The organism is Rhodococcus olei, from assembly GCF_039540555.1.
GTDB classification, from domain to species: domain Bacteria; phylum Actinomycetota; class Actinomycetes; order Mycobacteriales; family Mycobacteriaceae; genus Rhodococcus_G; species Rhodococcus_G olei.
In genome coordinates this window covers 173,255-198,257 of sequence record NZ_BAABFB010000050.1, presented here as the reverse complement: position 1 = coordinate 198,257, position 25,003 = coordinate 173,255, and the positions used below count along the sequence as shown (strand labels likewise).

General features: G+C 70.4%; 26 protein-coding genes. 10 read left to right on the top strand and 16 right to left on the bottom strand.

Annotation, left to right across the window (positions count from 1 at the left end; translation table 11 throughout):
* Positions 1-92 precede the first annotated feature (92 nt).
* The gene (locus tag ABD951_RS16500; protein WP_345347032.1) at positions 93-1,031 is read left to right on the top strand and encodes a DUF5996 family protein; all 939 of its coding nucleotides are present in this window, start codon (positions 93-95) and stop codon (positions 1,029-1,031) included.
* 29 nt (positions 1,032-1,060) lie between these two features.
* Positions 1,061-1,507, top strand: a complete 447-nt coding sequence (locus ABD951_RS16495) for a GlcG/HbpS family heme-binding protein (RefSeq protein ID WP_345347029.1) — start codon at positions 1,061-1,063, stop codon at positions 1,505-1,507.
* On the opposite strand, the gene ABD951_RS16490 is transcribed toward ABD951_RS16495, so the two are convergent.
* From ABD951_RS16490 to ABD951_RS16465, 6 genes are all read right to left on the bottom strand, one after another.
* Positions 1,492-2,181 (bottom strand): SIMPL domain-containing protein, encoded by a 690-nt coding sequence (locus ABD951_RS16490; protein WP_345347026.1) that lies wholly within the window; start codon positions 2,179-2,181, stop codon positions 1,492-1,494. The two genes, ABD951_RS16495 and ABD951_RS16490, sit on opposite strands and share 16 nt — an antisense overlap.
* 30 nt (positions 2,182-2,211) lie before the next feature.
* Entirely contained in the window at positions 2,212-3,540 is a 1,329-nt protein-coding gene (locus ABD951_RS16485) for a YhgE/Pip domain-containing protein (protein ID WP_345347023.1), read from the bottom strand.
* A 78-nt stretch (positions 3,541-3,618) separates the two neighbouring features.
* Entirely contained in the window at positions 3,619-5,226 is a 1,608-nt protein-coding gene (locus ABD951_RS16480; protein ID WP_345347021.1) for an AMP-binding protein, read from the bottom strand.
* A gap of 99 nt (positions 5,227-5,325) precedes the next feature.
* Complete coding sequence (locus ABD951_RS16475; RefSeq protein ID WP_345347018.1) at positions 5,326-6,732, bottom strand: ABC transporter permease; 1,407 nt, start codon at positions 6,730-6,732, stop codon at positions 5,326-5,328.
* A gap of 87 nt (positions 6,733-6,819) precedes the next feature.
* Complete coding sequence (locus ABD951_RS16470) at positions 6,820-7,488, bottom strand: DedA family protein (RefSeq protein ID WP_345347015.1); 669 nt, start codon at positions 7,486-7,488, stop codon at positions 6,820-6,822.
* The gene (locus tag ABD951_RS16465) at positions 7,485-8,183 is read right to left on the bottom strand and encodes a TetR/AcrR family transcriptional regulator (protein WP_345347012.1); all 699 of its coding nucleotides are present in this window, start codon (positions 8,181-8,183) and stop codon (positions 7,485-7,487) included. The genes ABD951_RS16470 and ABD951_RS16465 overlap by 4 nt, the downstream gene beginning before the upstream one ends.
* Positions 8,184-8,285: 102 nt before the next feature.
* Here ABD951_RS16465 and ABD951_RS16460 point away from each other — a divergent pair, with 102 nt between their 5' ends.
* Complete coding sequence (locus tag ABD951_RS16460; RefSeq protein ID WP_345347009.1) at positions 8,286-9,227, top strand: NADP-dependent oxidoreductase; 942 nt, start codon at positions 8,286-8,288, stop codon at positions 9,225-9,227.
* 51 nt (positions 9,228-9,278) lie between these two features.
* On the opposite strand, the gene ABD951_RS16455 is transcribed toward ABD951_RS16460, so the two are convergent.
* Entirely contained in the window at positions 9,279-9,626 is a 348-nt protein-coding gene (locus ABD951_RS16455; RefSeq protein WP_345347006.1) for a UBP-type zinc finger domain-containing protein, read from the bottom strand.
* A gap of 249 nt (positions 9,627-9,875) precedes the next feature.
* Between ABD951_RS16455 and ABD951_RS16450 the strand changes: the two genes are divergently transcribed.
* Positions 9,876-10,841 (top strand): pirin family protein, encoded by a 966-nt coding sequence (locus ABD951_RS16450; protein ID WP_345347003.1) that lies wholly within the window; start codon positions 9,876-9,878, stop codon positions 10,839-10,841.
* A gap of 2 nt (positions 10,842-10,843) precedes the next feature.
* Positions 10,844-11,605 carry a pirin family protein gene (locus tag ABD951_RS16445; RefSeq protein WP_345347000.1) on the top strand — a complete coding sequence of 254 codons (762 nt, stop codon included), beginning with the start codon at positions 10,844-10,846 and terminating at the stop codon, positions 11,603-11,605.
* Positions 11,606-11,747: 142 nt separating this feature from the next.
* On the opposite strand, the gene ABD951_RS16440 is transcribed toward ABD951_RS16445, so the two are convergent.
* The 7 genes from ABD951_RS16440 to ABD951_RS16410 all read right to left on the bottom strand — a co-directional run bounded on the left by ABD951_RS16440 (position 11,748) and on the right by ABD951_RS16410 (position 18,927).
* On the bottom strand, positions 11,748-12,644 hold the full coding sequence (locus ABD951_RS16440; RefSeq protein ID WP_345346997.1) for a carbohydrate ABC transporter permease: 897 nt from the start codon (positions 12,642-12,644) through the stop codon (positions 11,748-11,750).
* A gap of 8 nt (positions 12,645-12,652) precedes the next feature.
* Positions 12,653-13,606 carry a carbohydrate ABC transporter permease gene (locus tag ABD951_RS16435; RefSeq protein ID WP_345346994.1) on the bottom strand — a complete coding sequence of 318 codons (954 nt, stop codon included), beginning with the start codon at positions 13,604-13,606 and terminating at the stop codon, positions 12,653-12,655.
* A gap of 26 nt (positions 13,607-13,632) precedes the next feature.
* Positions 13,633-14,523: a phosphodiesterase gene (locus ABD951_RS16430; protein ID WP_345346991.1), complete on the bottom strand. Its 891-nt coding sequence runs from the start codon at positions 14,521-14,523 to the stop codon at positions 13,633-13,635.
* 48 nt (positions 14,524-14,571) lie between these two features.
* A complete protein-coding gene (locus ABD951_RS16425) occupies positions 14,572-15,336 on the bottom strand; it encodes a tyrosine-protein phosphatase (protein WP_345346988.1) in 765 nt (254 codons plus the stop codon).
* A gap of 22 nt (positions 15,337-15,358) precedes the next feature.
* Positions 15,359-16,723 (bottom strand): ABC transporter substrate-binding protein, encoded by a 1,365-nt coding sequence (locus ABD951_RS16420; RefSeq protein ID WP_345346985.1) that lies wholly within the window; start codon positions 16,721-16,723, stop codon positions 15,359-15,361.
* 46 nt (positions 16,724-16,769) lie between these two features.
* Positions 16,770-17,903 carry an ABC transporter ATP-binding protein gene (locus ABD951_RS16415; protein WP_345346982.1) on the bottom strand — a complete coding sequence of 378 codons (1,134 nt, stop codon included), beginning with the start codon at positions 17,901-17,903 and terminating at the stop codon, positions 16,770-16,772.
* Between the two features lie 151 nt (positions 17,904-18,054).
* Positions 18,055-18,927, bottom strand: coding sequence for a MurR/RpiR family transcriptional regulator (locus ABD951_RS16410; protein ID WP_345346979.1), 873 nt, complete (start codon positions 18,925-18,927; stop codon positions 18,055-18,057).
* 129 nt (positions 18,928-19,056) lie between these two features.
* On the opposite strand from ABD951_RS16410, the gene ABD951_RS16405 reads away from it, so the two are divergent.
* Positions 19,057-19,836, top strand: coding sequence for a pirin family protein (locus tag ABD951_RS16405; protein WP_345346976.1), 780 nt, complete (start codon positions 19,057-19,059; stop codon positions 19,834-19,836).
* 134 nt (positions 19,837-19,970) lie between these two features.
* Here the strand turns inward: ABD951_RS16405 and ABD951_RS16400 are convergent, their stop codons facing one another.
* Complete coding sequence (locus tag ABD951_RS16400) at positions 19,971-20,930, bottom strand: SDR family NAD(P)-dependent oxidoreductase (protein WP_345346973.1); 960 nt, start codon at positions 20,928-20,930, stop codon at positions 19,971-19,973.
* A 19-nt stretch (positions 20,931-20,949) separates the two neighbouring features.
* On the bottom strand, positions 20,950-21,552 hold the full coding sequence (locus tag ABD951_RS16395; protein ID WP_345346970.1) for a TetR/AcrR family transcriptional regulator: 603 nt from the start codon (positions 21,550-21,552) through the stop codon (positions 20,950-20,952).
* 120 nt (positions 21,553-21,672) lie between these two features.
* On the opposite strand from ABD951_RS16395, the gene ABD951_RS16390 reads away from it, so the two are divergent.
* The 4 genes from ABD951_RS16390 (at position 21,673) to ABD951_RS16375 (ending at position 24,958) form a co-directional block, all read left to right on the top strand.
* Entirely contained in the window at positions 21,673-22,500 is an 828-nt protein-coding gene (locus ABD951_RS16390) for an enoyl-CoA hydratase/isomerase family protein (protein ID WP_345346967.1), read from the top strand.
* Positions 22,501-23,271, top strand: a complete 771-nt coding sequence (locus tag ABD951_RS16385) for an SDR family NAD(P)-dependent oxidoreductase (RefSeq protein ID WP_345346964.1) — start codon at positions 22,501-22,503, stop codon at positions 23,269-23,271.
* Positions 23,272-23,306: 35 nt separating this feature from the next.
* Positions 23,307-24,212, top strand: a complete 906-nt coding sequence (locus ABD951_RS16380; RefSeq protein ID WP_345346961.1) for a PaaI family thioesterase — start codon at positions 23,307-23,309, stop codon at positions 24,210-24,212.
* A 95-nt stretch (positions 24,213-24,307) separates the two neighbouring features.
* Positions 24,308-24,958, top strand: coding sequence for a DUF4190 domain-containing protein (locus ABD951_RS16375; RefSeq protein WP_345346958.1), 651 nt, complete (start codon positions 24,308-24,310; stop codon positions 24,956-24,958).
* Positions 24,959-25,003 lie beyond the last annotated feature (45 nt).

The following is a 25,003-nucleotide window of genomic DNA, read 5'->3' as shown; positions in this document are numbered from 1 at the left end:
TCCCACGGATCCGGTGCGACCGGCGACTCTCCGGTCGCCGCCGCACTAGGCTTCGAGGGGTCCGGTGCTCGACCGCTTCCGAAGGAGGCACGATGACCGACCACACTTCACTCGACACCGCATGGCCGTCGCTGCGGGTGGACGACTGGACCCCCACGCGGGACACACTCCACATGTGGACGCAGATCGTCGGCAAGGTCCGTCTGGCCCTGTCCCCGATGGTCAACCACTGGTGGCAGGTGACGTTCTACGTCTCCGCTCGCGGGCTCACCACCGGAGCGATCCCGTACGGCACCGCGATCCTGGATTTCGAGTTCGACTTCTGCGACCACACCCTGCGCATCCGGAGCAGCGACGGATCCGGGAGCCCGATCGCGCTCGAGCCGAAACCGGTTGCGGAGTTCTACGCGCAGGTCATGCGCGCGCTGCGTGATCTGGGTGTCGACGTGCGCATCACCGCCACCCCCAACGAGGTCGTCGAGGCCATCCCCTTCGCCGAGGACACCACCCACAGGTCCTACGACCCGCACGCCGCGACACTGTTCTGGCGCCAGCTCGTGCAGGCCGATCGGATCCTGCGCGAGTTCCGCTCCCACTACACCGGCAAGGTCAGCCCGGTTCACTTCTTCTGGGGTGCAATGGATCTGGCATGCACCCGATTCTCCGGGCGAGCCGCGCCGCCACACCCGGGCGGAGCGCCGAACTGCGGCGACTGGGTGATGGTGGAGGGCTACTCGCACGAACTGAGCAGCTGCGGGTTCTGGCCCGGCGGCGGGGAGGAGGGCGCGTTCTACGCCTACGCCTACCCGGTGCCCGAGGGTTTCGCCGGCTACCCGGTGGGCCCGGACGGCGCGTACTACAGCGAGCAACTCGGGGAGTTCGTGCTGCCCTACGAACGAGTCCGCACCGCCGCCGATCCCGACGCCGCCGCGCTCGAGTTCCTGCACGACACCTACCGGGCGGCGGCCGAGCTGGGCCACTGGGACCGGGCGGCGCTCGAGTGCAACCCGGAGCGGTGGAACCCCCGCTAGCGGGTGAAGCCGCCGGGTACGGTCGTCCGATGGACTCCGGCACGCCAACAGAACTCGACTCGGCAGCGGCCCGCGCCGCCGCGGAGGCGGCCCTCGCCGCCGCCCGACAGGACCACAAGCGGATCAGCGTCGCGGTGGTGGATCACCGCGGCCACGACCTGCTCGTGGTCCGCGACGACGGTGCGCCGTGGTTCACCGCCGGGGTGGCCCGAGCCAAGGCCGCGACCGCCGCGCTGATGGGTGCGGCCTCCGGCGACCTCGCCGGGCTGCGCGCGGCGCATCCGGAACTGCTCGACCTGATCGGCACCCAGACCACCCAGCCGATGACGACGCTGGCGGGTGGGGTACCGGTGCGACTCTCCGGCAGCGTGGTCGGCGCGATCGGGGTCAGCGGAGCCGACCCCGACGAGGACGTCGCGTTCGCGCGGGCCGGTGTCTCGGCACTGCGCACGGCGGCCGGTCAGTCGATGTCGTAGACGACCGCGACCGTGACGGTCAGCTCCTGCGTCCCCGGTTCGACCGGGGTCGAGGCGGCCTGGTCGGACATCGTCCTGCCGGGGATCGGGCTCGGCGGGGAAGCGGCGACCTCGCTGATCGACCGCACGTCACCGAGCTCGACGCCCGCGGCGTGGGCGATCTGCCCGGCCTGCGTCCGGGCCTGCTCCACCGCCTTCGCGCGGGCCTGGCCCCGCAGTGCGCCGTCGTCGCCGATCGAGAAGCTCATCTGCTGTACCCGCACCGCGTCTCCGGCCGCGGCAGCAGCCGCGTCGATCAGTGCACCGGCCCCTGCGATGTCGTGCACGGTGGCGGTCACCTGATTGGTCACCTGGTATCCGGTGACGGTCTGCGACGCCGGCGCGTAGGTCGGCTGCACCGAAAGACCACTGGTGGCAATGTCCTTCGACGCCACACCCTTGGCCTTCAACGAGTCGATCAACGCGGTCGCCTTCTGCGCGTTGTCGGCAAGGGCCGCCTCGGCCGTGGCGCCCTGGGTCTGCACGGCGAGTACCACCGTCGCGGTGTCGGGTGCGGCGCTGACCTTCCCGACCGCCTGGGTGCTGATCCCCGGCGGAACGGTGTCCGAGGTGCCCGACACCGGGTTCGCGGCGCAGCCCGCCGCCAGGACCACACCCGCCGCCGCGGCTGCCACACCGAGTCCCCGCAAGGTCGCCATACCCCACTATGACCCAGCCGGTGAGGCGGTGGAGCGCTTCGTTCTCGGCGTGTTCCGGAACAGCAGCCACGCCAGCGCCGCCGCGAGGATCACCGTCGTTCCGGCGAACACCACCATCAGGTTGCGGGCGGCGAACGGCCCCGGTCGCGTCCCGTCGCCGGTCAGGTCCACGGAAACCGGTGCGGCCATCGTGGCGGACATCGCGTCCTGCTGGACTCCGCCACGGGCCGGGATCGCGTCGACGCCCTTCCCCACCTGCTCGCTCACCTGCGCGGACACCGACTTCAGTTGCGCCACCCCCGCGAGGATCTGATCGGTCGTGCCGCCCAACAGGTCCGGGGCCTGCGCCGCGATCGGACCGATACCCTGCTGCAATTGACTTCCGGCGCTGGACAATTGCGCCGACACCGACTCGAGCTGCCCGAACCCGCTACCCAGGGCGCTGCCGAGGTCCGTGTCCGGACCGACGCCGGTGCCGAGCAGTCCGGTGACCGCGGTCAGCTGCCCGGACAGCTCGGCGAGGTCGGCGGCGGTGCGCTGCAGCGATGCCGCCGCGCCCGCATCGATCGCACCGACCCTGGCCGCCATCTCGTCGAGGCCGTGCTGCAGTCGGTCGGCTCCGGTCGTGACCTGGCCGATCGTGACGCCGAGGTCGGTCAGCCGTGCGGAGAGCTCGGTCGCCGGCCCCCGCGCCTGCCCCACCATCCCGGCCACCTGCCCGGCGACGTCGACGAGCTGGTTCGCCCCGTCGTTCGCGGTCTCCAGGTACGGCAGCATCTTCTCGACCCCACCGAGCATCTCCCGAGCCTGCGTGTCCGCGGCCGCGGTCGCGGCCGACAGCAGCTGGGCCGGCAGCATCGCCTGCTGGAGTTGCGTCCGCGCCGACGCCATCCCGGACAGCAGGTTCTTGATGCCGGTGGCCGAGGTGACCTCGGAGACGGTGGCCGTCAGCCGCGACATCGTGTCGTCGTCCGCCGTGTCGCCGCGCCGGACCGACAGCTCGGCCTGTCGCGGGGTGGCGGTGCCGAGCGAGGCGACGGCGTCGGAGAAGTCCTCCGGAATGGTCACGACCGCGAGGTGGTTCGAGTCGCGGGCGGTGGCGTCGTCGACCACCTCCCACTCGAAGTCCCCCGACCGCTCCAGCGCGGCGATCACCCGCTCCCCCATCCGGGCCGGACCGGTGTCGGCGTTCACGACGGCGACCGCGCGCGCCGGCACCGCCGGTGACCGGAGCCCGAGGACAACGCCGCCGACGGTGAGGAGCGACAGCGCGACCAGGGCGAGAGCGGGCCACCACGCCCGGCGACGGGCAGCGGGCACGAGGAGATCAGGCACCCGCCCGACCGTACGGACGCTTCTTGGGACGGTGCTGGCACGCGCATGAGAATTCTCTGACGCGGCGCAGCGCGCCGGCTAGAGCGACACCGCGGAAGTCGCCCATCGGTAGTCGGCCTTGCCCGCGGGTGTCCGCTTGACTTCGTCCACGAACGCGACCGAACGCGGGATCTTGTAGCCGGCGAGAGACTTCCGGCAATGTTCCTGGACATCGTCGAGCGTGAGTTCGGGGGCGTCGGGATAGGTTGCGATGACCGCCGCCACCTGCTGGCCCATGCGCTCGTCGGGGATCGGGACAACGAGCGCATCGGAGATCGACGGATGTGCGTGGAGCGCGGCCTCGACCTCTTCGGCGAAGACCTTCTCGCCGCCGGTGTTGATGCATTGCGAGCCGCGTCCGAGGAAGACGATGGTGCCGTCGGCTTCGATCCTGCCCATGTCGCCGAGCACCGAGATCCGGGTACCGTCCGGGCGGGTCGGGAACGTTCGAGCGGTCTTGTCCTCGTCCTTGTAGTAGCCGAGCGGGATGTTGCCGATCCGCGCGATGTAGCCGACGTCGTCGGAGCCGGCGGGGATCTGCTCGAAGCGCTCGTCGACGACGATCATGTTCGGCGATGGCGGCATCCGCAGGTTGCCGGCCTCGTCGATCGTGAACGCGCCGTCGTTGCCCGACTCGGACGCACCGAAGTTGTCGCGCAGCAGCAGGTCCGGCTTCACCGCGAGCATCCGGTCCCGGACGCTGGTCGACCAGATCGCACCGCCGGAGGTGATCGAGAACAGCGAGCTCATGTCGACCTCGCCCTTGCGGCGTTCCATCTCGTCGACGAGCGGCAGGCCCATGCCGTCGCCGACGATGAGGATGACCTGCACCCGGTCCCGCTCGATCGACTCGACGACCTTCGCGGGGTTGAAGTCCCGTCGCAGCACGACCCGCGCGCCGAGCGTGAAGAAGGTGAACAGCGAGTAGAGCGCGGCGCCGTGCATCAGCGGTGCCGCGATCAGGAACGCGAGATCGGGGAACTCCTTCGCGGCGGCCGCGACCTCGGCGAGGTCCTGGCGCGGCTGGTCGCCGTACGGGTTGCCGCCGGACAGCGGCTTGCGGAAGAAGTCGTCCTGGCGCCACATGACGCCCTTCGGGTAGCCGGTGGTACCGCCGGTGTACAGCAGATACAGGTCGTCACCGGAGCGGGCCTCGAACTCTCCGGTCGCCGGCTGGTTGCGGGTCTCGGCGAAGTCCACGAGGGCGACGTCGCGGGCCGCGGCGGCGGTGCGGAGTTCGTCGGTGATGTCGCCGACCACGAACACCGTCCGGATCAGCGGGCAGGACCCGAGCAGGCCGGCGAGGGCGACCTGATGCTCGGGCAGCTCGACGACGACGGCGACGGAGTCGGAGTTGGTGAAGATGTACTCCAGTTCGTCCGGCGTGTACCGGTAGTTGACGTTGATCGGCACGGCGCGGATCTTGACCAGGCCCAGGATGCTCGTGACGTGCTCGACGCTGTTCTTCAGGAACAGGGCAACGTGGTCACCCGCCGAAACACCGGCGTCCGCGAGCAGTGTCGCGGTCTTGTTCGCCTCGGAATCCAACGCGGCGTACGAGAGGTTCTCGCCCTCGTAGCTCAGCGCGACACGGTCAGGCACTGCGGAAGCAACCGCTTCGAAGACGTCCGCCAGGTTGAACTGCATCGGATTCCTTTCATGGTGTGACGCGATACCGAGGAGGTCAGCCCAACCTAGGACAGGCCGCGCCGGTGTGTGAGCCGAACGAACTGACCAGTTCGTGGTTCACGCACCTCCACCTCGGGCAGCTCGGGCGTGCCGCCGGGAGGCCGGTGGCGGTGAGCAGTCGCGGCGGGAGCACAAGCGCCCGCCCTGGTCCGGCAGGCGATGCCGCCCGCCGGTGTTGGGGTACGGGTCACCGTCGTCGAGCCCGGTCAGGGACCGGCCGTAGTTGGTGAACACGTCCCCGGCCTGTTCGTCCTCGTCCTCCATCGCCGCCGCCGACACCGTCGACTCGTCGGCGCCGTACCTGGCCAGCACCGCGGTGCGCGTCGCGATGCCGTGTTCCCGGGCCGCACCCTGCGCGTCGGCCATCATCGTGGTGCGGTGCGCGAGAATGCGCCGCACCTCGCGCCGTTCGCGCCAGGGCTTGCCGACCGCCATCAACACGATCCCCACGACGGCGTAGGCGAGCATCTGCAGCAGTGCCGTCGTGTACGGCTCCCCGACCCCGTAGAGGGTGCGTTTGATCATCTCGGTCATCCCGAACCCGACGACGAACGGCTGGAGCGCTCCGAAGATCGGCGGCAGCATCCAGGTCGGGTAGGCGGCGCCCGACGAGGGCATCGACAGGAAGACGAACAGCAGGATCGCGGGCAGGGTGACGAACCGGCCGAAGAAGTAGCTGAGCCCGTTGACGGTCAGGCCGATCGCGACGATCCAGCCGAACGCGATCCCGGCCAATTCCCAGAAGTGCCCCTGTACCGCGCCGATCACCGGTCCGGCGAGGACGTTCGCGACCAGCGCGAGGACAACGGCGCCGCCGAGAACGATCGCCACCCGGGTCCGGTGTGCGAGTGGCGCACCCATCATGCCGATGAACATCGCGACCATGTATCCACCGATGCACCAGGCGAGCATCAGGTACATCGGGGTCATCCCGAACGCGTCGTGGGCCGGCAGTGGTGCGAGGTCGACGACCTCGAGACGCTGGTTCGCCGCCGCCATGATCGGAGTGACGGTCGCGGCGACGACGCTCCTGGCCTGGAACTGGTGGGCGCTCGCGGTGTAGAGCGTCGGGGGTGCGCCCGGACCGTCGGCGGCGACGAGGGCGCCGACGACGTCGCCGGCCAGCACAGCCGCACGCGCCTGGTCGGCGGTGTCGTAGCGGTGCACCTCGATCGCGCCCCGCGCCGCGGTCCCGACCTCGTCACCCAGGGTCGGATTCGTCGCGGAGCCGACCACGCCGACCGGCATGTCGTGGACCTGCGGGGCGTGGAACGCCGCGATGTAGCAGAGGCAGAACAGCACGATGAAGATCACCGGCAGCCACAGCTGCAGTCCGATCAGCTGCAGCGACGGGGGCAGGCCGGAGTAGAAGCGGCGCCACGCGTTCCGGGACGCGGCGGGATCCGGCGTCCCGCTCGATCGCGCGGTTGCCGCGGTCGTGGCCGCTTCGTCGTCTGCGTTCATGACACACTCGCCTGCGAGAGATCAGGTCCGTCGGTCGGGCCGGGTTCCAGTGTGCACCCGGAACCGGAGGGCACACGGGTGAATCGGTCAGTGCCCGGGGACCGGAACCGGGACGACGGCGGCCGCGTCCTCAGGATCGGGAATCGGCGTAGGCGCGGAGGATTCGGGTCTGAAACGGCGCCGCAACCACCACCCGGCGGCCACCAGCGCAACCACACCGACGAGCAGCCAGGCACCGCTGCCCAGCGCGGATGCCACCCGCTCGTACGAGCTGCCTGCGAAGAACCCGATCAGCACGTTGCCGGCACCGAAGAGCAGGACGGCGACGGCGTTGAAGGCCAGAAAGCGCTTGTACGGCATGCCGCTGATCCCGGCGAGCGCGGGCATCACGGTGCGGATGAACGCGACGAAACGACCGAGGAACACCGCCGGCCCGCCGCGGCGGCGCAGCAGCTCCTGCGCGCCGTCGAGCCGGCCGCCGGACAACAGCGGCAGCCGCAGGATCCGCGGGCCGACGCGACGCCCGATCCCGTAGCCGACGGTGTCGCCGAGCAGGGCGGCGACCACGACCACCGCGATCATCACCGCCAGGCTGGCGTGCGTCTGGCTGGCGATCACCCCGCCGACGATGGCGGCGGTCTCGCCGGGAACGACGAATCCGACGAACAGGGCGTCCTCGAGGAACACGAACCCGCTGACCACGAGGTAGACGACGAGCGGTTCCAGTCCCTGCAGCCGCTCCAGGAGCGTGGTCACGACGGCCCCGCCAGGCTCGACACCGGCCCCGCCAGGCTCGACACCGGCCCCGCCAGGTTCGCCACCGGCCCCGCTCGGTTCAGCGCGGCGGCCGCGGGGTCCGGGCTGCCGGCGGGAAGGTTCAGCAGGCCCTGCCCGACGGTGTCGAAGCCGCGGCGGAGCAGCGTCCGGAAGTGCGGCACACCGTCCTCGGGGTGCCAGCCGCGGTATGCCGTGTGGACGACCGCGAGCGCGGCGTTGACGACCAGGGCGACGAGCAGCGGATCGGCCGGGATGCGGCCGCCGACCCACTCGCGGATGAACCCGCGGAACGGTTCGCTGGCGGCCATCGCCGGTTCGAGCATGACCTGGCACTGGTCGATCAGGGACTTGCGCATCAGCAGTTTCGACTCGTCGTGGCAGATCGCGGCGGTCACGATCTCCCGAAGCCCGTCCCACGTCGGCTCGTCGGCCGGGCGGGCCGCGGCGAGCGCACGCCAGCGGGCGGGATCCTCCGGGTCGGGGTCGAGCAGCAGCGACTCCTTGGAGTCGAAGTAGTTGAACAGCGTGCTCTTGGAGACCCGGGCGGCCGCCGCGATCTCCTCGACGCTGACGGCGGCGAACCCGCGGGCGTTCACCAGCTCGATCGCGGCGGCTCGCAGGGCCCGCCAGGTCTCGAGTTTCTTGGCCGCACGCAGCCCGGATGCCTGGGTCACCCTTCGATTCTACGATCAAAATTGAACTCGGTACAAGTTTGTGCCAGGTACAAACTCCGAGTACCGGGGAATACTCGACCACGTCGGCGAGGTTGGCCAGGCATGGCCAAGACAGTGGTAGCGACCGCGTTCGGAGGACCCGAGGTCCTCACGGTGCTCGACGAGCCGGTTCCCGCCCCCGGGCCGGGGCAGGTGCAGGTCCGCCTACGGGCGATCGGGGTCAACCCGTACGACTACAAGTCCTACAGCGGCGCATTCGGCGTGGACCCCGCCCAGCTCCCGGTTCGGCCGGGTATCGAGGGCGCCGGCGTCGTGGTGGCCGTCGGCGACGACGCCACCGGCCCGACCGGGCCGATCGCGGTCGGCGACGAGGTGATCGTCAACCCCGGCGGCCGGGCCTACACCGAACTGATCACCGTGCCCGCCGACGTCACGTTCACCAAGCCGGCCGGCCTGCCCTGGGAGCAGGCGGCGTCGCTGCTCTCCTCGGGCACCACCGCCGTCGACGCGCTCACCACGACCCGCGTGTCGAGCGGCGACACCGTCCTGATCCACGGCGCGGCAGGCGCGGTCGGCACGGCGACCGTGCAGCTGGCGATCGCGCGCGGCGCGACCGTCATCGGCACCGCCCGCGCCGCGAACCACGACGCCCTGCGCGCGTTGGGCGCCACCCCGGTCGAGTACGGCGACGGACTCCTCGACCGCCTTCGCGAACTGGCGCCGAACGGTGTCGACGCCGCGATCGACACCGCAGGCACCGACGAGGCGGTCGACGCGTCCCTGGCCCTGGTCGCCGACCGCGGTCGCATCGTCACGATCGTCGCGTTCGGGCGCGCCGAGCAGGACGGTTTCCGCGCGATCGGCGGCGGCGACCCCGACAGTGTGCGGATCCGCCGCGAGGCCCGGCTCGAACTGGTCGAGCTCGCCGGCCGCGGCGGCTTCGAGATCACCGTCGCGAAGACGTTCCCGCTCGCCGACGCCGCCCGCGCCCACGCCGAACTGCAGGAACAGCACCCGCGTGGGAAGTTCGTCCTCCTGCCCTGAGCGCCCGGGACGGCGCCCCCCTCCCGCGCACGGGATGCAGGGGGGTGACCGTCAGTGCAGCCGGTCCGGCCAGTCGTCCGGCACCCGGTCGGCGGGCCCGGGCACCGTCTGGTCGAGCGGATGATGCTGCGGCCCCGCGAGTTCCGGGCCCTCGGCGAACTCCTCGGTCCGGTAGTCCCAGAACCAGTCCTCGCCGGGCTCGAAGCTCCGAATGATCGGATGGCCGCTGGCCGCCGCGTGGGCGCTCGCGTGCTGCGACGGCGAGGAATCGCAGCACCCGACGTGTCCGCACTGCGCGCAGCGACGCAGATGGAACCACCACCCGCCGGCCGCCTCACAGTCGGCGCACCCCGTCCCGCTCGGTGGCACGCTCGGGTCGATCGGCGTGGAGTCCGTCATCACCGCTCCCATCCGACGCCCACCCGCCATCGGCGAGCCGGCGCCAGCAGTTGTTCGCCAGTGGAGTCCGTCGAGTATCCCAGCCGGATGCGGCGAAATCGGATAACCGCACCGCGGTGACGGCCCGACGGCGAACGGCTCGCCCGGTCGACACCTCCGGTGCCGCGCGCCGGGAATATCCGGAACCCGCCGGCGTTGAGGTACGCTGAAGTAGTTGAACAATCAACTACTGGATCCGAGGAGGACCGCATGCCTGCCGTGACCGTCGACAACATCCTCGCGCTGCCCCGCATCGCCGAGACCGCACCCGACGCGACCGCACGCCCCGTGCTGTCGGTCACCACCGCGCCCCGCGGATTCGAGGGCGAGGGTTTCCCGGTCCGGCGCGCCTTCGCCGGCGTCGAACTGCGCCACCTCGACCCGTTCATCCACATGGACCAGATGGGCGAGGTGCAGTACGCACCCGGCGAGCCGAAGGGCACCCCGTGGCACCCCCACCGCGGCTTCGAGACCGTCACGTACATGCTCGACGGGATCATGGAGCACCAGGACTCCAACGGCGGCGGCGGCACCATCGGCGGCGGCGACACCCAGTGGATGACCGCCGGTGGCGGCATCCTGCACATCGAGACTCCGCCGGAACACCTCGTTGTGTCCGGGGGCCTGTTCCACGGCGTGCAGTTGTGGGTGAACCTGCCCCGCGACAACAAGATGGCGGCGCCCCGCTACCAGGACATCACCAGCAGCAAGGTCGCGCTCCTCTCGTCGGCCGACGGCGGTGCGCTGATCCGTGTCATCGCCGGCGAACTCGACGGTCACCAGGGCCCGGGCTCGACGTACACGCCGATCACCCTGCTGCACGCGACCCTCGCACCCGGGGCCGGTGTGACGCTGCCCTGGAACCCGGAGTTCAATGCGCTCGCCTACGTCCTCGCCGGCGACGGAACGGTCGGCAGCGAGCGGCGGCCCGTGCACACGGGGCAGCTGACGGTGTTCGGCCGCGGCGACACCCTGACCCTCGCGGCGGCGGACACCCAGGACTCTCGGACCGAGTCGCTCGAGGTCTTCGTTCTGGGCGGCAAGCCGATTCGCGAACCCATCGCCATGGCCGGACCGTTCGTGATGAACACCAAGGCCGAGGTGATCCAGGCCTTCGAGGACTTCCAGGCCGGACGGCTCGGGTCGATCCCCGCCGCGCACGAGACGCTGGAGTGATCATGACCGGGGTCGTGGTCCAGCGTGCGGGCGAACGCGCGCACCAGAACTACGGTTGGCTGGACTCGAGCCAGAGCTTTCCGTTCGCAGGCAACTTCGACCTCGCCGCCAACGCGCACGGTCTGCTCGTGGTGAACAACGAGGACATCGTCGACGTCGGCAGCGGGTTCGACAGCCATCAGCACCGTGACGCCGAGATCGTCACGTGGGTGTTGAGCGGATCGCTGGTGCACCAGGACTCGCAGGGCAACTCCGGCGTCGTGTATCCCGGTCTGGCGCAGCGGATGAGCGCCGGCCGCGGGATCCTGCACTCCGAACGCAACGACCACCGGCGGGCGGCGGACGGATCGCGAGTCACCGAACCGGTGCACGTGGTCCAGATGTGGATTCCACCGGACGAGCTCGGCATCGAGCCGAGCTACCAGGAGCTGCCGATCGACGACGAACTCGACGACGGCGCCCTGGTGGTCGTCGCGTCGGGCCTGCCACGCCACCGCGGTGACGCCGCGATCGGCCTGCGCAACCGGTACGCCGGGCTGCATGCCGCACGGCTGCGGCCAGGCCGGTCGGTGACGATCCCGGACGCGCCGTACGGACACCTCTTCGTCGCCCGCGGCGCGGTCGACGTCGAGGGCGTCGGTCCGCTCGCGCACGGGGACTCGTTGCGACTCACCGGCTCCGGCGGGCAGCGGGTCACCGCCGCCGAGGCGGCCGAAGTGCTGATCTGGGAGATGCACGCCGCGGTGCACCCCTCCCGGGTGTAGTCGGCGGGTGTCCTGCACCTCCGGACCGACGACTCGCTGCACCCGGTCGCGGGCATGGAAGCCTCCTCGCCGGGTCGGCCCCATTCGAGCCCGGCCCCGGCGAGGACGGTTGTCAACACCCGGGTTCGACGTGAAATCCGCTCTACTTCAGGCCGGATCGCACGAAGGCGTCGACGACGTAACGTTGCAGGAACAGATAGATCAGGAAGATCGGCAGGCACGCCAGCCCGGACGCCGCCATCACCGCGCCCCAGTTGTCCCCCTCGGCGCCGAGGAAGCTGCGGATCCCGACCTGCACCAGCGCGTCGGATTTCCGCAGAATCAGTGTGGGCCAGAGATATTCGTTCCACGCGGAGATGAAGAGCATGATCCCGAGTGCCGCGAGGGCGGGTTTCATGTTGGGAATCACCACCTTCCACAGCGTCGCCCAGGAGCTCTGGCCGTCCATCACGGAGGCGTCCAGCAACTCGGTGGGGAACGCCTCCATGTGCTGGCGCAGCAACAGCACTCCGAACGCGGAGCACAGGTTGGGGATCACGACGCCGGCGACGGTGTCGAGCAACCCCATCTGGGAGATGAGCAGGTAGTTCGGGATCATCGTGACCTGGAACGGGACCAGCCACGAACCGACGAACAGCAGGAAAAGCACCTGCTTGCCGAAGAAGTTCCAGCGGGCGAACGCATACGCGGCGAGGATCGCGACGACGAGCTGGCTGGCCGCCATCACGGCGGCCATCGCGAATGTGTTGGTGAGCATCGACGCCATCGGGATCGTGTCCCACACGTACCGGAAGTTCTCCACGCTCGGCGGCCACGGGATCGGGCTCGACGAGAGGGTGTCGTCCGGTCGGCGGAACGCGGTCGCGAACATCCAGTAGACGGGAAAGATGCTCAGCAGCGCCAGGATCGCGAGCAGTGCGTGTCCGGTCGCGATCCGACCGCGAGTGCGGGAGGCGACGGGACCGTCGCCGACCGTGTTCTCGGGCACGGCGTCGGCGGGTGTGGTCCGCGGTGGGGCGTCAACGGTTACGAAGGCCATGGGTCGTCCTAGTTGTCGTAGAAGCTCAGCCGGTCCGAGACCCGGACGAACACGAGCGCGACCAGACCGAAGCCGAGGAAGAACAGCGTGCCCGCCGCCGCGGAGAGTCCGGCGTCGAAGTTCCGGAATCCGAATTCGTAGAGCAGGTAGTAGATGTTGGTGGTCGACCCGCTCGGACCGCCCTGCGTCAGGATGTCGACCACGGGGTACGCCCACTGCGCGCCGAGCAGGATCGTCATCAACGCGAGGAAGACCAGTGTCGGCGACAACAGCGGCAGGACGATGCGGCGGGTGATCGTGGCACGGGACGCGCCGTCGAGTGACGCGGCTGCGGCATAGTCGGGGTTGATGCCGGCCATCCCGGCGGAGACCACGAGCACACCGAAGCCGAGCATCTGCCATCCGACGACCACGACGACGCCGATCAACGCGGTGTTCGGGTCGCGGAACACGTCTCCCATCTGGAACCCCAGCGTCGCCGCGACCCGGGGCACGGTGCCGCTCTCCGGCGCGAACAGCCAACGCCAGATCGCACTGCTTGCGACCGGCGTGACGAGGAACGGCACGAAGATCAGGGCCTGGTAGAACGTCTTCGCCCGCCCCGTCACCTGGTTGCTCAGCAGAGCGATGACGACGGGCAGGACGAGGGAGAACACCATGAACGCCGCGATGTAGACGACGGTGTTCCACAACGCCCGGTGCAGCTCGGGCAGCGCCAGCACGGTGGCGTAGTTGTCCAGTCCCGCGGGCACCTTCGGCGTCGTCGGGATCATGTTCCACCGGTAGAAGGACAGTCCGACCGTCTCCGCGAGCGGCTTGTAGATCCACAACACCAGCAGGACCGCCGCCGGCGCCAGGTAGGCCAGCGGGACCAGGTGGCGCCGCATCGACGGCCCTCGCCGCGGCGGACGTGGTTCGCTCGCGCCGCGCGCCGAGGCGGCGGTGGGAACTTCGACAAACATGGTGTTCTCCTCGGTGCCTGCGTTCGCTAGCGCGCGACGGGCTGGGACAGGAAGCGCACGGCCTCCTCTGTCGTCATGTTCTGCAGGGCGGCCATCAGTTCGGCCGACATCTCGTACAGCGTTTCGCCCTCCTCGACGGGGACCACCGTGTGCAGGACCCGGTCGGAGTACACGTGCACCAGGTTGAACGACTGGCCGCTGTCCTGGCCGCGCATGCCCCCACCCTGCACGAACAGGTCCTGGGTGTAGCAGGTTGCCGACGCGACCGAGACCGGGATGCCGGCGAAGGTGCAGGTGGTGGAGTAGTGCAGGTGCCCGCCGAGGATGCCGCGAACGTCGGTGCCGCGCAGGACATCCTCGAGCCGGTGCTGATCGTGGAGGTCGACCAGGTCGAGCAGGGCGAGAGGGCTCGGCACCGGCGGGTGGTGCAGTGCGAGCAGGGTGCCGTGCGGTGCCGGGGTGGCGAGCACGTCGGTCAGCCAGGCCAGCTGCTCGTCGGTGATCTCACCATGGTGGTGGCCCGGAACGGTGCTGTCGAGGGCGATGATCCGCAGACCGTCGATGTCGTGGACGATGTCCACGGACTCCTGGGTGGCCTCGGTGTCGAGCAGTCCGGCACGGAAGGCGGGCCGGCTGTCGTGGTTGCCCATTACCCAGATCACCTTGGCGCCCAACCGTTCCGCGGCCGGCTCGACCATGGCGCGGAGCCGGGCGTAGGCCTGCGGGTTGCCGGCGTCGGCGAGGTCGCCGGTGAACACGATCGCCTCGGGACGCTGGCCCGTGCGGGCGAGGCGGTCGAACAGGCGGGCCAGCTTGGTGTCGCTGTCCACCTTGCCGTGCAGCAGTTCACCGTCACCGACGAAGTGGGTGTCGCTCACGTGCAGGATGTAGTGGTCGGGCTGTCCGTACTGGGACATGGCTTTCTCCTGGGTCTGTTTGGCGAACAGGGTCTTCGGACGAACGTGTCAGTCGAGAAGGGCGCTGTGAAGGTCGGTGAGCTCGCCCTCGGACATCCCGTGCGAGTGCAGGTAGCGGCGGGTGTCCCCGTGCTCGGCGGCGATCAGCGCCAGCATCTCGCGCATCAGGGATGCGGGGCTCGCCGCCACGATGCCCTCGATGTCGAACCCAGCGGGCAGCTCGCGGTCCCGGAACGACGCGACCATCGCCTCGGCCCACTCGCCGTGCAGCATCGTCTCGGACAGCGCGTAGTCGGCGACCACGTCGCGGGCCTCGACGCCGACCGCGGACAGGGTCAGGGCGATCACCAGGCCGGTGCGGTCCTTGCCCGCGGTGCAGTGCACGAGCACCGGTTCGTCGCCGGACGCGGCGATGGTCCGGACCGCCTCGGTGAGGGCGGCGCCGTGATCGGCCAGCATCTGCCGGTACAGCGCCGCGAGGTCGAAGGCGGCCCCCGGCTGTCCGGGTGCGGTGTACCGCACCGGCCCGTTGTACACGGGCAGGTGCACCTCGCGGTGCCCGACGCCCGCGAGCGCGTTCGGTGCGGCCGAGGCCTCGTCGTGCTCCCGCAGGTCGATGACCAGACCCAGCCCCAGGCCGGCGAGGACGTCGCGGCCGTTCTGGTCGAGCGCATGGAGGGCGTCGGAGCGGAAGAGCTTGCCCCAGCGTGTCGATCGGGCACCGGCGGTGTATCCGCCCACGTCCCGCAGGTTGTGGGTCCCGGTCAGAGCGAGCCGGCGGGTGCTCGCACGCGGCGACAGTGTGGTGGTCATTGTGAGGTCGCTTTCAGGTAGGTCAGGGGAGCAGGGTCTGGGCGCGTTGCTGGGCGGCGGACATGGTCGTGGCTGGGTCCTTGCCGTAGAAGACGGAGTCCTCGATCGCGGTGGCGAGGATGTCGTCGACCTGGACGTAGCTGTTGCCGGGGTAGGACATCCAGGGCTGCAGCCGGTCGAGTTGCGCGAGGTTCGGAGCGACCAGTGGGTTCTTGTCCGCCCACGGCTTCAGCGCGGCCGGGTCGGTGGTCAGCGACGTGCGCAGCGGCAGATAACCGATCTTGCTGGAGATCTCGGTGTAGGCGTGGTCGGACGTCATGAACGTGATCAGCTCCCACGCCGCACGCTGCTTGGCCGGATCCTGGGAGAAGATGAACAGCCCCGAACCGGAGTTGGTCGGCACCGCCTCGTGGCCGGGGAACGCGGGCATCGCCGCGGCCTTCAGGTCCCATCCGCCCGCCTGTGCCGCCTTGATGAACGAACCCTGGATCGCGGACGAGGTCATCGTCATCGCGGTGTCGCCCTTGGCGAATGCTTCGGTCTGGGCGGTCGCCGACTGATTCGCCAGCACGCCGGCGTCGAACATCGCCCGCAACGCGGTGACCGCCTCGACGGAGGCCGGGTCACCGAACTCGATCGTCGAGCGGTCGTCCGAGAGAACCGCTCCGCCGGCGGACTTGAACAGCGCCTGCATGCACCAGTTTCCGCCCTTGACCGCGCACGAGATCGACAGCGCCGGCTTGCCGGTCGCCGCGGTGACCTTCTTGGCGACCTCGGTCACCTTCGGCCACGTGGACAGGTCGACATCGGCGGGCACGCCGGCCTTCGCCAGGGTCGAGGCGTTGAAGAACAGGACGGGGGTCGAGAACACGTACGGCACACCGTAGGTGACGCCGTTCCAGTCGCCGAGCACCTTCGCGCGCGGGTGATACGGGTGCGGTCCGGCGAAGTTCTCCTCGACGGCCTCCTTGCCGACCAGGCTCTCGATGTTCTTGGCGCCCAACTGGTTCACCGCGAAGTCCACGGTGTCGAACGTCAACTGGGCGACGTCCGGCGGGTTGCCGGCGAGGAGCTGGGTCTGGACGCTGCTGGCGGTGGCGACACCGGAGGCCCCGGCTGCGCCCTGCGGCGGCTGCGCGGTCACGGTGATGTTCGGGTGCGCGGCCTCGAAGTCCCGCAGGAGGCCGGTGATCGTGTCGGTCCACGGTCCGGCCTGCTGCAGGTTGTAGGACTCGAACACGATGTCCACCTTCTGGTCCGGCGCGAGTTCGGGGACCGTGGCACCGGCACCCCCGGACGCGGTGCCGACCGATCCGGTGGCGCAGCCGGCGACGGTGAGTGCGGCGGCCGACAGCGCGAGGACGGCCAGCCCTTTCGTTCTACGCATGGCGTACAGCTCCTTGACTGCGATGGGGAGGAGATCTGCCTGCGGCTCAGTGCGAGCCGCTGAGCAGCTGGGTGTCGAAATCGGCGAGGTCCGGCACGTCGAGCCACTCGAGACGCCGCCCCGAGTCCGCGTCGAACAGGTGCAGACGGTCGACGGGGGCGGTCAGGATGACGTTCTGGCCGGCGAGCAACGAGATCGGGCGGGGGGCACGGACGCACACGGTCTCGTCGCCGACCCGGCAGTAGGCGATCTGCTCACTGCCGAGATTCTCGATCGAGTCGACGCGGGCCGGCATCCGCAGGCCCGGACCGCTGAATTCGGCCGTCGGAGAAAGATGTTCCGGGCGGACGCCCAGGGTGATCGGGCGGGTCGGGCAGTCGCCGGGCCACAGCCGCGCCTCGAACCCGTCGCCGGAGACGACGACGCCGGTGTCCGCCGCCGCGACGGAGGCCGGCAGCAGGTTCATCGGCGGGCTGCCGAGGAATCCGGCGACGAAGACCGAGGCCGGGGTGTCGTAGACCTGTTCGGGGGTGCCGACCTGCTCGACCCGGCCGTTGTTCAGCAACGCGATCCGGGTCGCCATCGTCATCGCCTCCACCTGGTCGTGCGTGACGTACACGAACGTGGCGCCGAGCCTGCGATGCAGGTCGGTGAGTTCGCGTCGGGTGGCCGTCCGCAGCTTGGCATCGAGGTTGCTCAACGGCTCGTCCATCAGGAAGGCCTTGGGGCTGCGGACGATGGCGCGCCCGACCGCGACCCGTTGACGCTGCCCACCGGAGAGCTCTTTCGGCTTGCGGTCCACCAGGTGCGCGATGTCGAGCTGCGCCGCCACCTCGTCGACCCGGGCGGCCACCTCGGCCTTGGGCACCCGGCGGACCCGCAGCGGGAAGCCGAGGTTCTTCGCGACCGACAGGTGGGGGTAGAGCGCGTAGTTCTGGAACACCATCGCCACGTCGCGCCGCTTGGCCGGTGCGGTGGTGATGTCGTTGTCGTCGAGCAGAATTTGTCCTGCGGTGGGTTCGAGGAGGCCGGCGATCATCCGCAGCAGCGTGGTCTTTCCGCAGCCACTCGGGCCGAGGAGCACGAGGAAGTCCCCGTCGCGGATGTCCATCGAGACGTCGTCGACGGCGGTGACGTTCTTGAACTTCCGGCTGATGCCCTCGATCCGAATGCTGCCCATGCTGATCTCCCGATGAAATGGCGTTACCCAAACCCGGTCCGGTTGGGATTCTCGTTACATCGGTAGTTAGCCAGCCGAAGGTGAACTTCCGTGGAATGACGTGACAACCGTCCGTGATGGTTGCCGCAACGCTTACGCCCCTACCGACAGGTCAGTTCGTCGGTTTGAGCAGTGAGACAACCTGATTCAAGCTCCGTGCGGCGGCCTCCGCCGAGCCGTCCCGCGCCTCGCAGACCGCGACCTGCAGGCCGATCAGGAACGACAGCATCACCACCGTCGAGGATGCTCCATGCGCGCTCCACGGCCCGGAACCACCCACGACCAGGGCGATGTCGGACCGCTCGACCAGCGTCGAGCGCGCGTGCCCGGTGACGCCGACGATCGTGGCGCCGGCATCCCGCGCGGCCTCGACCGGATCGAGCGTGTACGGGTTCACGCCGCTGTCGCTGATCGCCATGCACACGTCGTCGGGGGTCAGATGCCGGGCGGTGACCTGCTGGAGCACCGCATCGGCCGGCGCCTCGGCGGGCCGGCCGTTGAGGACGAACCGGAACGCCACGGCCGCCGCCCAGTGGGCCGATGCGCCGTTGCCGATGACGACCACTCTGCGGGCCCGCGCCAGCGCCGCCACCGCGGCGTCGAGCGCGTCCTCGTCGAGCGGAGCGAGTGCCGCGGTGAGGTCACGAGCGACCTCGTCGAACACCGTCCGCATCAACCCCATGCGGGTCCGCGGTGCCTCCTGCCGTTCGCGGTCGTCGCCGGACGTCGCGCCGAGATCGCGCAGCAGCAGCATCCGCAGGTGCTGGAATCCCGTGAAGCCGAGGTTCTGGCAGGCCCGCACCACGGTCGCCGTCGATGTGGACGCCTGCTCCGCGAGGTCGGCGGCCGACCACCACGCGACCTCGCGCGGCCGCTCCAGACACACGTCCGCCACCCGGCGTTCACTGGGCGCGAGCGCCGATGCGCGGGACCGGACGGCCGCGAGAGTGGATCCGACAGGAGGGTCGCTCGGGGAGGGAGGCACGTGCCGTGGGTAGCACAGCGAGGTGAACGTGAGGCGTCCGGCAACGTTGTGGCATCGGAGCGGTCACGGCTGAGGGGAACACCTCCGCGCCTCGCTATGTTGAAGGACGAAGTTCACGAAGGAGGCCCCATGACGGCTGCGACCACCCCGCGTGTCGACGTTCGCCGCGCCGACGACCGGCTCACCACCAGGATCGCCTGGCTCGACTCCAAGCACTCCTTCTCGTTCGGTCAGCACTACGACCCCGACAACACCCATCACGGCGTGCTCCTGGTCAACAACGACGACACGGTGTCGCCGGGTCAGGGTTTCGACACGCACCCGCACCGGGACATGGAGATCGTGACCTGGGTGCTGCGCGGGTCGCTGGTCCACCAGGACTCGATGGGTCACGCCGGCGTCATCTACCCCGGTCTGGCGCAACGGATGAGTGCGGGCACCGGGATCCTGCACTCGGAGAAGAACGACGCGTGGCGGCTGTCGGGGGCCGACAGCCCCGAGCATTCGGATCCGGTCCGCTTCATCCAGATGTGGGTGTTGCCCGACGAGTCCGGTGTCGCGCCCGGCTACGAACAGCTCGAGATCGAGGACGAGCTGTTGCGCGGCGGCCTGGTGACGGTGGCGTCGGGAATGCGCAAGCACCGCGGTCAGTCCGCGATCGGCATCAACAACTCGGGTGCCGCCCTGTCCGTCGCGCGGATGCGTCCCGGCGACACGGTGACGCTGCCGGAGTCGCCGTACCTGCACCTGTTCGTCGCCGAGGGCGCGGTGGACCTCGAGGGCGCGGGGCGGCTGACCGAGGGCGACGCGGTCCGGTTCACCGCGACGGGCGGGCAGCGCCTGACCGCCGCCGACGACGAGGCCGCCGAGGTGCTCGTCTGGGAGATGCACACCCGTCTCGGCGGCTGAGCCGCCCGGAATGACGGCGGCCGAGCCGCCCGGGGTGACGGTGCCTGAGCCGCCCGGAGCGACGGCGGCCGGGCCGCCTGGGGTGACCACGACCACCGCGACCCGCCGGTCTGACGCCGACCCGCGAGCCGTGGTCAGGCGTCGGTCCGGGGTGCCCATCCCGAGCCGTCGACGCCCTGCACCCCGTCGGTCGGTGCCGCCAACGCGGCGAAGGTCGCGACGGCCTCCGCCATCGCGTTCTCGGGAATCGTGAACCCGTCCACGGACATCAGCCGGCCGAGTCGGCCGGCGTAGTCCTCGGGCGTCGGTTCCTCGAGCACCACGCCCGGCGCCTCGCCGAGAAACACCCGGGCCACCCGCCCGCCTGCGACGGCGAACAGCTCGCCGGTGACGGTGGCACTGTCGTGGCACAACCAGGTGACGAACGGGGCGACCAGTTCGGGCCGGAAGGTCGACCGCAGCACGTCGCGGAACGCCTCGTCCGGGATCTGGTCCGTGAGCCGGGTGTACGCGGTCGGCATGATCGCGTTGACGGCGACACCGACGGCCTCGCCCTCCTGCGCCGCCGCGCGCGTCAGCCCGATGATCGCGGCCTTCGCCGAGATGTACTGGCTGGTGCCGCCCATCCCGAACACCGAGGACGACGAGGTGTTGACGACGCGACCTCCGCCGTCGGCGAGCAGGGGCCACGCGGACCGCAACATGCCGAGCGTGCCGCGGAAGTGGGTGTCGAAGACCCGGTCGAAGTCGGCCTGGTCGATCTCGTGCAGCAGGCCTCCGCCGCTGATGCCGGCGTTGTTGACCAGGATGTCGAGCCGGCCCCAGCGCTCGTGCGCCGCCGCGACGATGTCCGCGTGCTCGCTGACCACGTCGCCGCTGTCGGCGGCGGCCTCTCCGCCGGCGGCGCGGATCCGGTCGACGACCGAGTCGGCCGGCGTCGTCGACGACCCGTCCCCACTCGCGCTGCCGCCGCGGTCGTTGACCAGAACGCGCACCCCCCGCGCGGCGAGCGCGAGTGCGTACTCGCGGCCGAGGCCGCGACCCGCCCCGGTGACGATGGCGACCTTGCCTGCGAAATCCAGCGTGACGGTCATGGGTGGACCTCCAGGTGTGTTATCGGCTCGGGTGCAACAGGACTCCGTGCAGAACGATCCCGGCGAGGTGACGGACCAGCGCCTCGGTGTCCAACGCGGGCCCCACCAGTGTGTGCAGCATGACCGCGCCCCGCAGGGTGTCGAGCACCGCGGCTCCGTCGGTGTCGGGCCGGACCTCGCCGGCGGCGATGCCGCGGGCGAACACCGCCCGGTAGTGCGCGCGGATCGGTGCGATGTAGTCGTCGTCCGCCCGCCGCTGCAGGTCGGGGTCGGCAACCATGTCCGCGATCAGGCCCGGCAGTCCGCGTCGGTACTCCGGTCGGGACTGGTGCTGGACCATTTCCCGGACCATCGCGGTGACGGTGTCCGCGAAGGGCATCGCCTCGTCGGGTCCGCGGATGCCGGGCGGGCGGGTGAACAGCGTTTCCTGCACGAGCGCGGCCTTCGACCCCCACCACTGGTAGAGCAGCGGGCGGCCGACCCCGGCACGGCGCGAGACCGCGGCCAGCGTCAACGCCTCGTAGCCGCCCTCGGCGAGCAGCTCGCGGGTCGCGTCGAGAACGGCACGCTGACGTGCCCTGTCTCGCGGCCGTCCCCGGACCGATTCGGTGTTCTCCGCCACACATTTACCTTACATGCTGTACGTTAAATCTATTCCGATTGCGCCACAGAGCTTCCGGTAGAGATCCCGGACCCGCCGAGATCCCGCCGGGGAGCGTGGCCCCACCAGCCCGGGAGGGACATGTCCACCGTCATCCGGCACCGGCCCAGCCCGGACGTCCTCGTCGCGACGCTGAACCGTCCCGACCGCCTGAACGCGCTCAACCCGGAACTCGTCGGCGACCTGCACGCGCTGCTCGACGACCTCGAACGCGACACCTCCTGCCGGGTGGTGGTGCTGACCGGCGCGGGCCGCGGGTTCTGTTCCGGTCTGGACCTTTCCGAGCCCGCCGCCGCTCCGGTGGCGGCGAGCCTGAGCGGCCCGGCGGCCGGCATGCGAACCCAGGAGTTCATCGCGTCACTGGTGCCTCGGATCCAGCGGCTGCCGCAACCCGTGATCGCCGCCGTCGGTGGGGCCGCCTACGGCGGCGGGATGGCCCTGGCCGCGGCGTGCGACCTCCGGATCGCGTCCGAATCCGCGCACTTCGGCGTCCAGTTCGTCAAGTTGGGCCTGTCCGGCTGCGACATCGGCATCAGCTACACCCTGCCCCGGATCGTCGGGTCCGCCCGCGCGGCCGAACTGATCATGACGGCCCGCCGGGTCGACGCCGCGGAGGCCGAGCGCATCGGCCTGGTCTCCCGCGTCGTGCCCGACGACGATCTCCTCGACACGGCACTCGACCTCGCCGAAACTCTGTGCGAGCACAGCCCGTTCGGGCTGGAGATGACCAAGCAGGTCCTGACCGCGAACCGTGACGCGCCCAATGTCGACGCCGCGATCGCGCTGGAGAACCGCACACAGATCCTCGCGGGGACGGGTGGCGACGACTTCGCCGAGGCCGTCGCCGCGTTTCGGGAGAAGCGCCGGCCCCGATGGTCGGCGCCCCGACGTACCGAAGGAGCACGGTAAGTGGACCGCACCACCCTCGATTCGCTCTTCGACCTGAGCGGCCGCACCGCGATCGTCACCGGCGGCACCCGCGGCATCGGCTTGGCCCTCGCCGAGGCGTACTCGTGCTCCGGCGCGAATGTCGTTGTCGCCAGCCGTAAACCCGACGCCTGCGCGGCCGCGGCCCGCCACCTGAACACACTCGGTGGTCGGGCGATCGGGGTACCCACCCACACCGGGGACCTGGACTCGCTCACCGCGCTCGTCGACGCCGCCGTCGCCGAGTTCGGCGGCGTCGACATCGTCGTCAACAACGCCGCCAATCCCCTGACCCAGCGTCTCGGCGAGTTCACCCCCGAGGCGTGGGCGAAGTCGTACGAGGTGAACCTGCGCGGACCGGTGTTCCTCGTGCAGGCCGCGCTGCCGTATCTGGAGAAGAGCGAGCACGCGGCCGTCCTCAACGTGATCTCCGCGGGCGCGTTCATGTTCTCCCCGACGACGGCGATGTACTCCGCGGGCAAGGCGGCGCTGCTGTCGTACACGCGGTCGATGGCCGCCGAGTTCGCTCCGCGCGGCATCCGCGTGAACGCCCTCGCACCGGGGTCGGTGAACACCGACATGGTCCGGAACAACCCCCCGGAGTTCGTCGACGCGATGGCGGCCGCGTCGCTGCAACGCCGGGTCGCCGATCCCGACGAGATGGTGGGACCGGCGCTGCTGCTGACCTCCGATGCGGGCAGCTTCATCACCGGGCAGGTGCTGCTGGCCGACGGCGGTATGGTCGCCCACTGACGGCGGCGGCCGGGCCGGATGATAAGAAAATGGGCATGACCTCCACGAACGCACCGCGCATCGACCGTCTTCTGGCGTTGATGGGCGCGCGCCCGGCCCCGATCGAACCCGGTCGCACCGAGTACGCGCAGGAGGTCGGCGCCCGGTTCCACGACCACCGCGGGCGCACCATCCTCGGGTCGGTGGGCGTCCTGGTCGACGCGGTGCCGGGCGGGGCCGTCGGGCGTTCGGTGCCGGCGGGCACGCAGACGGTGCTCTCGCAGGTCACCGCCACCCTGGCCGCGCCGCTGCCGGACCGAGGCGACGTCGTCGCCCGTGGGCACGCCGTCCACCTCGACCTCGAGGCGGGGATCGGCCTGTCCGCCGGTGACCTGACCGGCCCCGACGGGCAGGTCTGCGGGGTGCTCACCTCCCGCTCCATCGTCGTCACCCGCGGCGCCACCCACGCCGACGAGGTGTTCGACGGCGACCCGCTGCCCGTCCCGGTCCCCGAACCGGTCACCGATCGCGCGGAGTTCGCCGACCTGCCGGGCCTGCAGGTGGTGACCTCGATCGCGTCGGGTGCGGTGGCGCGGGGACCGTTGGCCGGACTGTTCGGGGTCGACATGGTGTCGGTCGACCGGGGCCTCGTCGTCGGCGAGTTCGCACCGCAGGCCTGGATGGCGAACTACTTCGGCACCGTCCAGGGCGGCAATCTCATCGCGGTGTCCGATCTGTTGACCGGGCTCGCCGCACAGACCCTGACCGCCGCCGCGCAGGACTACCGCGCCCTCGACCTGTGCATCGACTTCGTCCGCTCCCCCGCCCTCGACGGCGGTCCGGTACGGGTCCGCTCGGAGGTCGTGCGGGCCGGACGCCGGCTCGCCGTCATCGACACCGAACTGGTCGACACGTCGGGTGTGATCCTGTCCCGCGCCCACGCGAGCGTTCAGCTGCTCTGACGGGGACTGCGACGATCCCGGCAAACCGGCCGACCGCGGGTTAGTCTGCGACGACGGACGCCGTCCGGCGACCGCGCGCGAACCGAGGAGGGCCGATGACGAATCCGCCGCCGCATCCCGAGGGCACACCCCCGCCGGAGGGACAGCAGCCGCCGTACGGTCCTCCCGGTTCCGGGCCCCAGTACCCCGGCGGGCAACCCCCGTACCCGGGAGCCCAGCCGCCGTATCCGGGCGCGCAGCCGTACCCCGGGGGTCAGCCCTATCCGGGTGGTGGTCAGCCCCCGTACCCGGGGCAGCCCTACCCCGGTGGTCAGCCGTACCCGGGCCAGCAGTATCCCGGTGGCTACCCGGCGCCGCCCCCGCAACCGAGCAACGGCGCCGGCATCGCGGCCCTGGTCCTCGGCGTCCTCGGTGTCCTCGCCGTCTGGACCATCATCGGCGGCATCGTTCTCGGTGCCCTCGCGGTCATCCTCGGCATCGTCGGCCGCTCCCAGTTCTCGAAGCAGCGCGCCACCAACGGCGGAATGTCGTTGGCGGGCATCATCCTCGGCGTCCTCGCGATCGTCGTGTCGATCGTGCTGGTCGTCGTCGGCATCGGAATCTTCAACAAGGTCGGCGGCCGGGACTTCGCGGACTGCCTCCGTGACGCGGGCAACGACCGCGCCGCGATCCAACGCTGCGAGAACGAATTCCGCGAGAACCTCGAGAATCAGTTCTCGATCACGCTGGAACCCGCGCCGCGCTGACACCGTTCACAGCGACCTGGCGGTTCGGACCCAGCGAGGTCCCAG

Excerpts from the sequence above, each read along its gene's own strand:
- ABD951_RS16500 (WP_345347032.1), top strand. The coding sequence starts at position 93 with ATGACCGACCACACTTCACTCGACACCGCATGGCCGTCGCTGCGGGTG.
- ABD951_RS16495 (WP_345347029.1), top strand. The coding sequence starts at position 1,061 with ATGGACTCCGGCACGCCAACAGAACTCGACTCGGCAGCGGCCCGCGCC.
- ABD951_RS16480 (WP_345347021.1), bottom strand. The coding sequence starts at position 5,226 with ATGCAGTTCAACCTGGCGGACGTCTTCGAAGCGGTTGCTTCCGCAGTG.
- ABD951_RS16475 (WP_345347018.1), bottom strand. The coding sequence starts at position 6,732 with ATGAACGCAGACGACGAAGCGGCCACGACCGCGGCAACCGCGCGATCG.
- ABD951_RS16460 (WP_345347009.1), top strand. The coding sequence starts at position 8,286 with ATGGCCAAGACAGTGGTAGCGACCGCGTTCGGAGGACCCGAGGTCCTC.
- ABD951_RS16455 (WP_345347006.1), bottom strand. The coding sequence starts at position 9,626 with ATGACGGACTCCACGCCGATCGACCCGAGCGTGCCACCGAGCGGGACG.
- ABD951_RS16450 (WP_345347003.1), top strand. The coding sequence starts at position 9,876 with ATGCCTGCCGTGACCGTCGACAACATCCTCGCGCTGCCCCGCATCGCC.
- ABD951_RS16445 (WP_345347000.1), top strand. The coding sequence starts at position 10,844 with ATGACCGGGGTCGTGGTCCAGCGTGCGGGCGAACGCGCGCACCAGAAC.
- ABD951_RS16440 (WP_345346997.1), bottom strand. The coding sequence starts at position 12,644 with ATGGCCTTCGTAACCGTTGACGCCCCACCGCGGACCACACCCGCCGAC.
- ABD951_RS16435 (WP_345346994.1), bottom strand. The coding sequence starts at position 13,606 with ATGTTTGTCGAAGTTCCCACCGCCGCCTCGGCGCGCGGCGCGAGCGAA.
- ABD951_RS16430 (WP_345346991.1), bottom strand. The coding sequence starts at position 14,523 with ATGTCCCAGTACGGACAGCCCGACCACTACATCCTGCACGTGAGCGAC.
- ABD951_RS16425 (WP_345346988.1), bottom strand. The coding sequence starts at position 15,336 with ATGACCACCACACTGTCGCCGCGTGCGAGCACCCGCCGGCTCGCTCTG.
- ABD951_RS16420 (WP_345346985.1), bottom strand. The coding sequence starts at position 16,723 with ATGCGTAGAACGAAAGGGCTGGCCGTCCTCGCGCTGTCGGCCGCCGCA.
- ABD951_RS16415 (WP_345346982.1), bottom strand. The coding sequence starts at position 17,903 with ATGGGCAGCATTCGGATCGAGGGCATCAGCCGGAAGTTCAAGAACGTC.
- ABD951_RS16405 (WP_345346976.1), top strand. The coding sequence starts at position 19,057 with ATGACGGCTGCGACCACCCCGCGTGTCGACGTTCGCCGCGCCGACGAC.
- ABD951_RS16400 (WP_345346973.1), bottom strand. The coding sequence starts at position 20,930 with ATGACCGTCACGCTGGATTTCGCAGGCAAGGTCGCCATCGTCACCGGG.
- ABD951_RS16390 (WP_345346967.1), top strand. The coding sequence starts at position 21,673 with ATGTCCACCGTCATCCGGCACCGGCCCAGCCCGGACGTCCTCGTCGCG.
- ABD951_RS16380 (WP_345346961.1), top strand. The coding sequence starts at position 23,307 with ATGACCTCCACGAACGCACCGCGCATCGACCGTCTTCTGGCGTTGATG.
- ABD951_RS16375 (WP_345346958.1), top strand. The coding sequence starts at position 24,308 with ATGACGAATCCGCCGCCGCATCCCGAGGGCACACCCCCGCCGGAGGGA.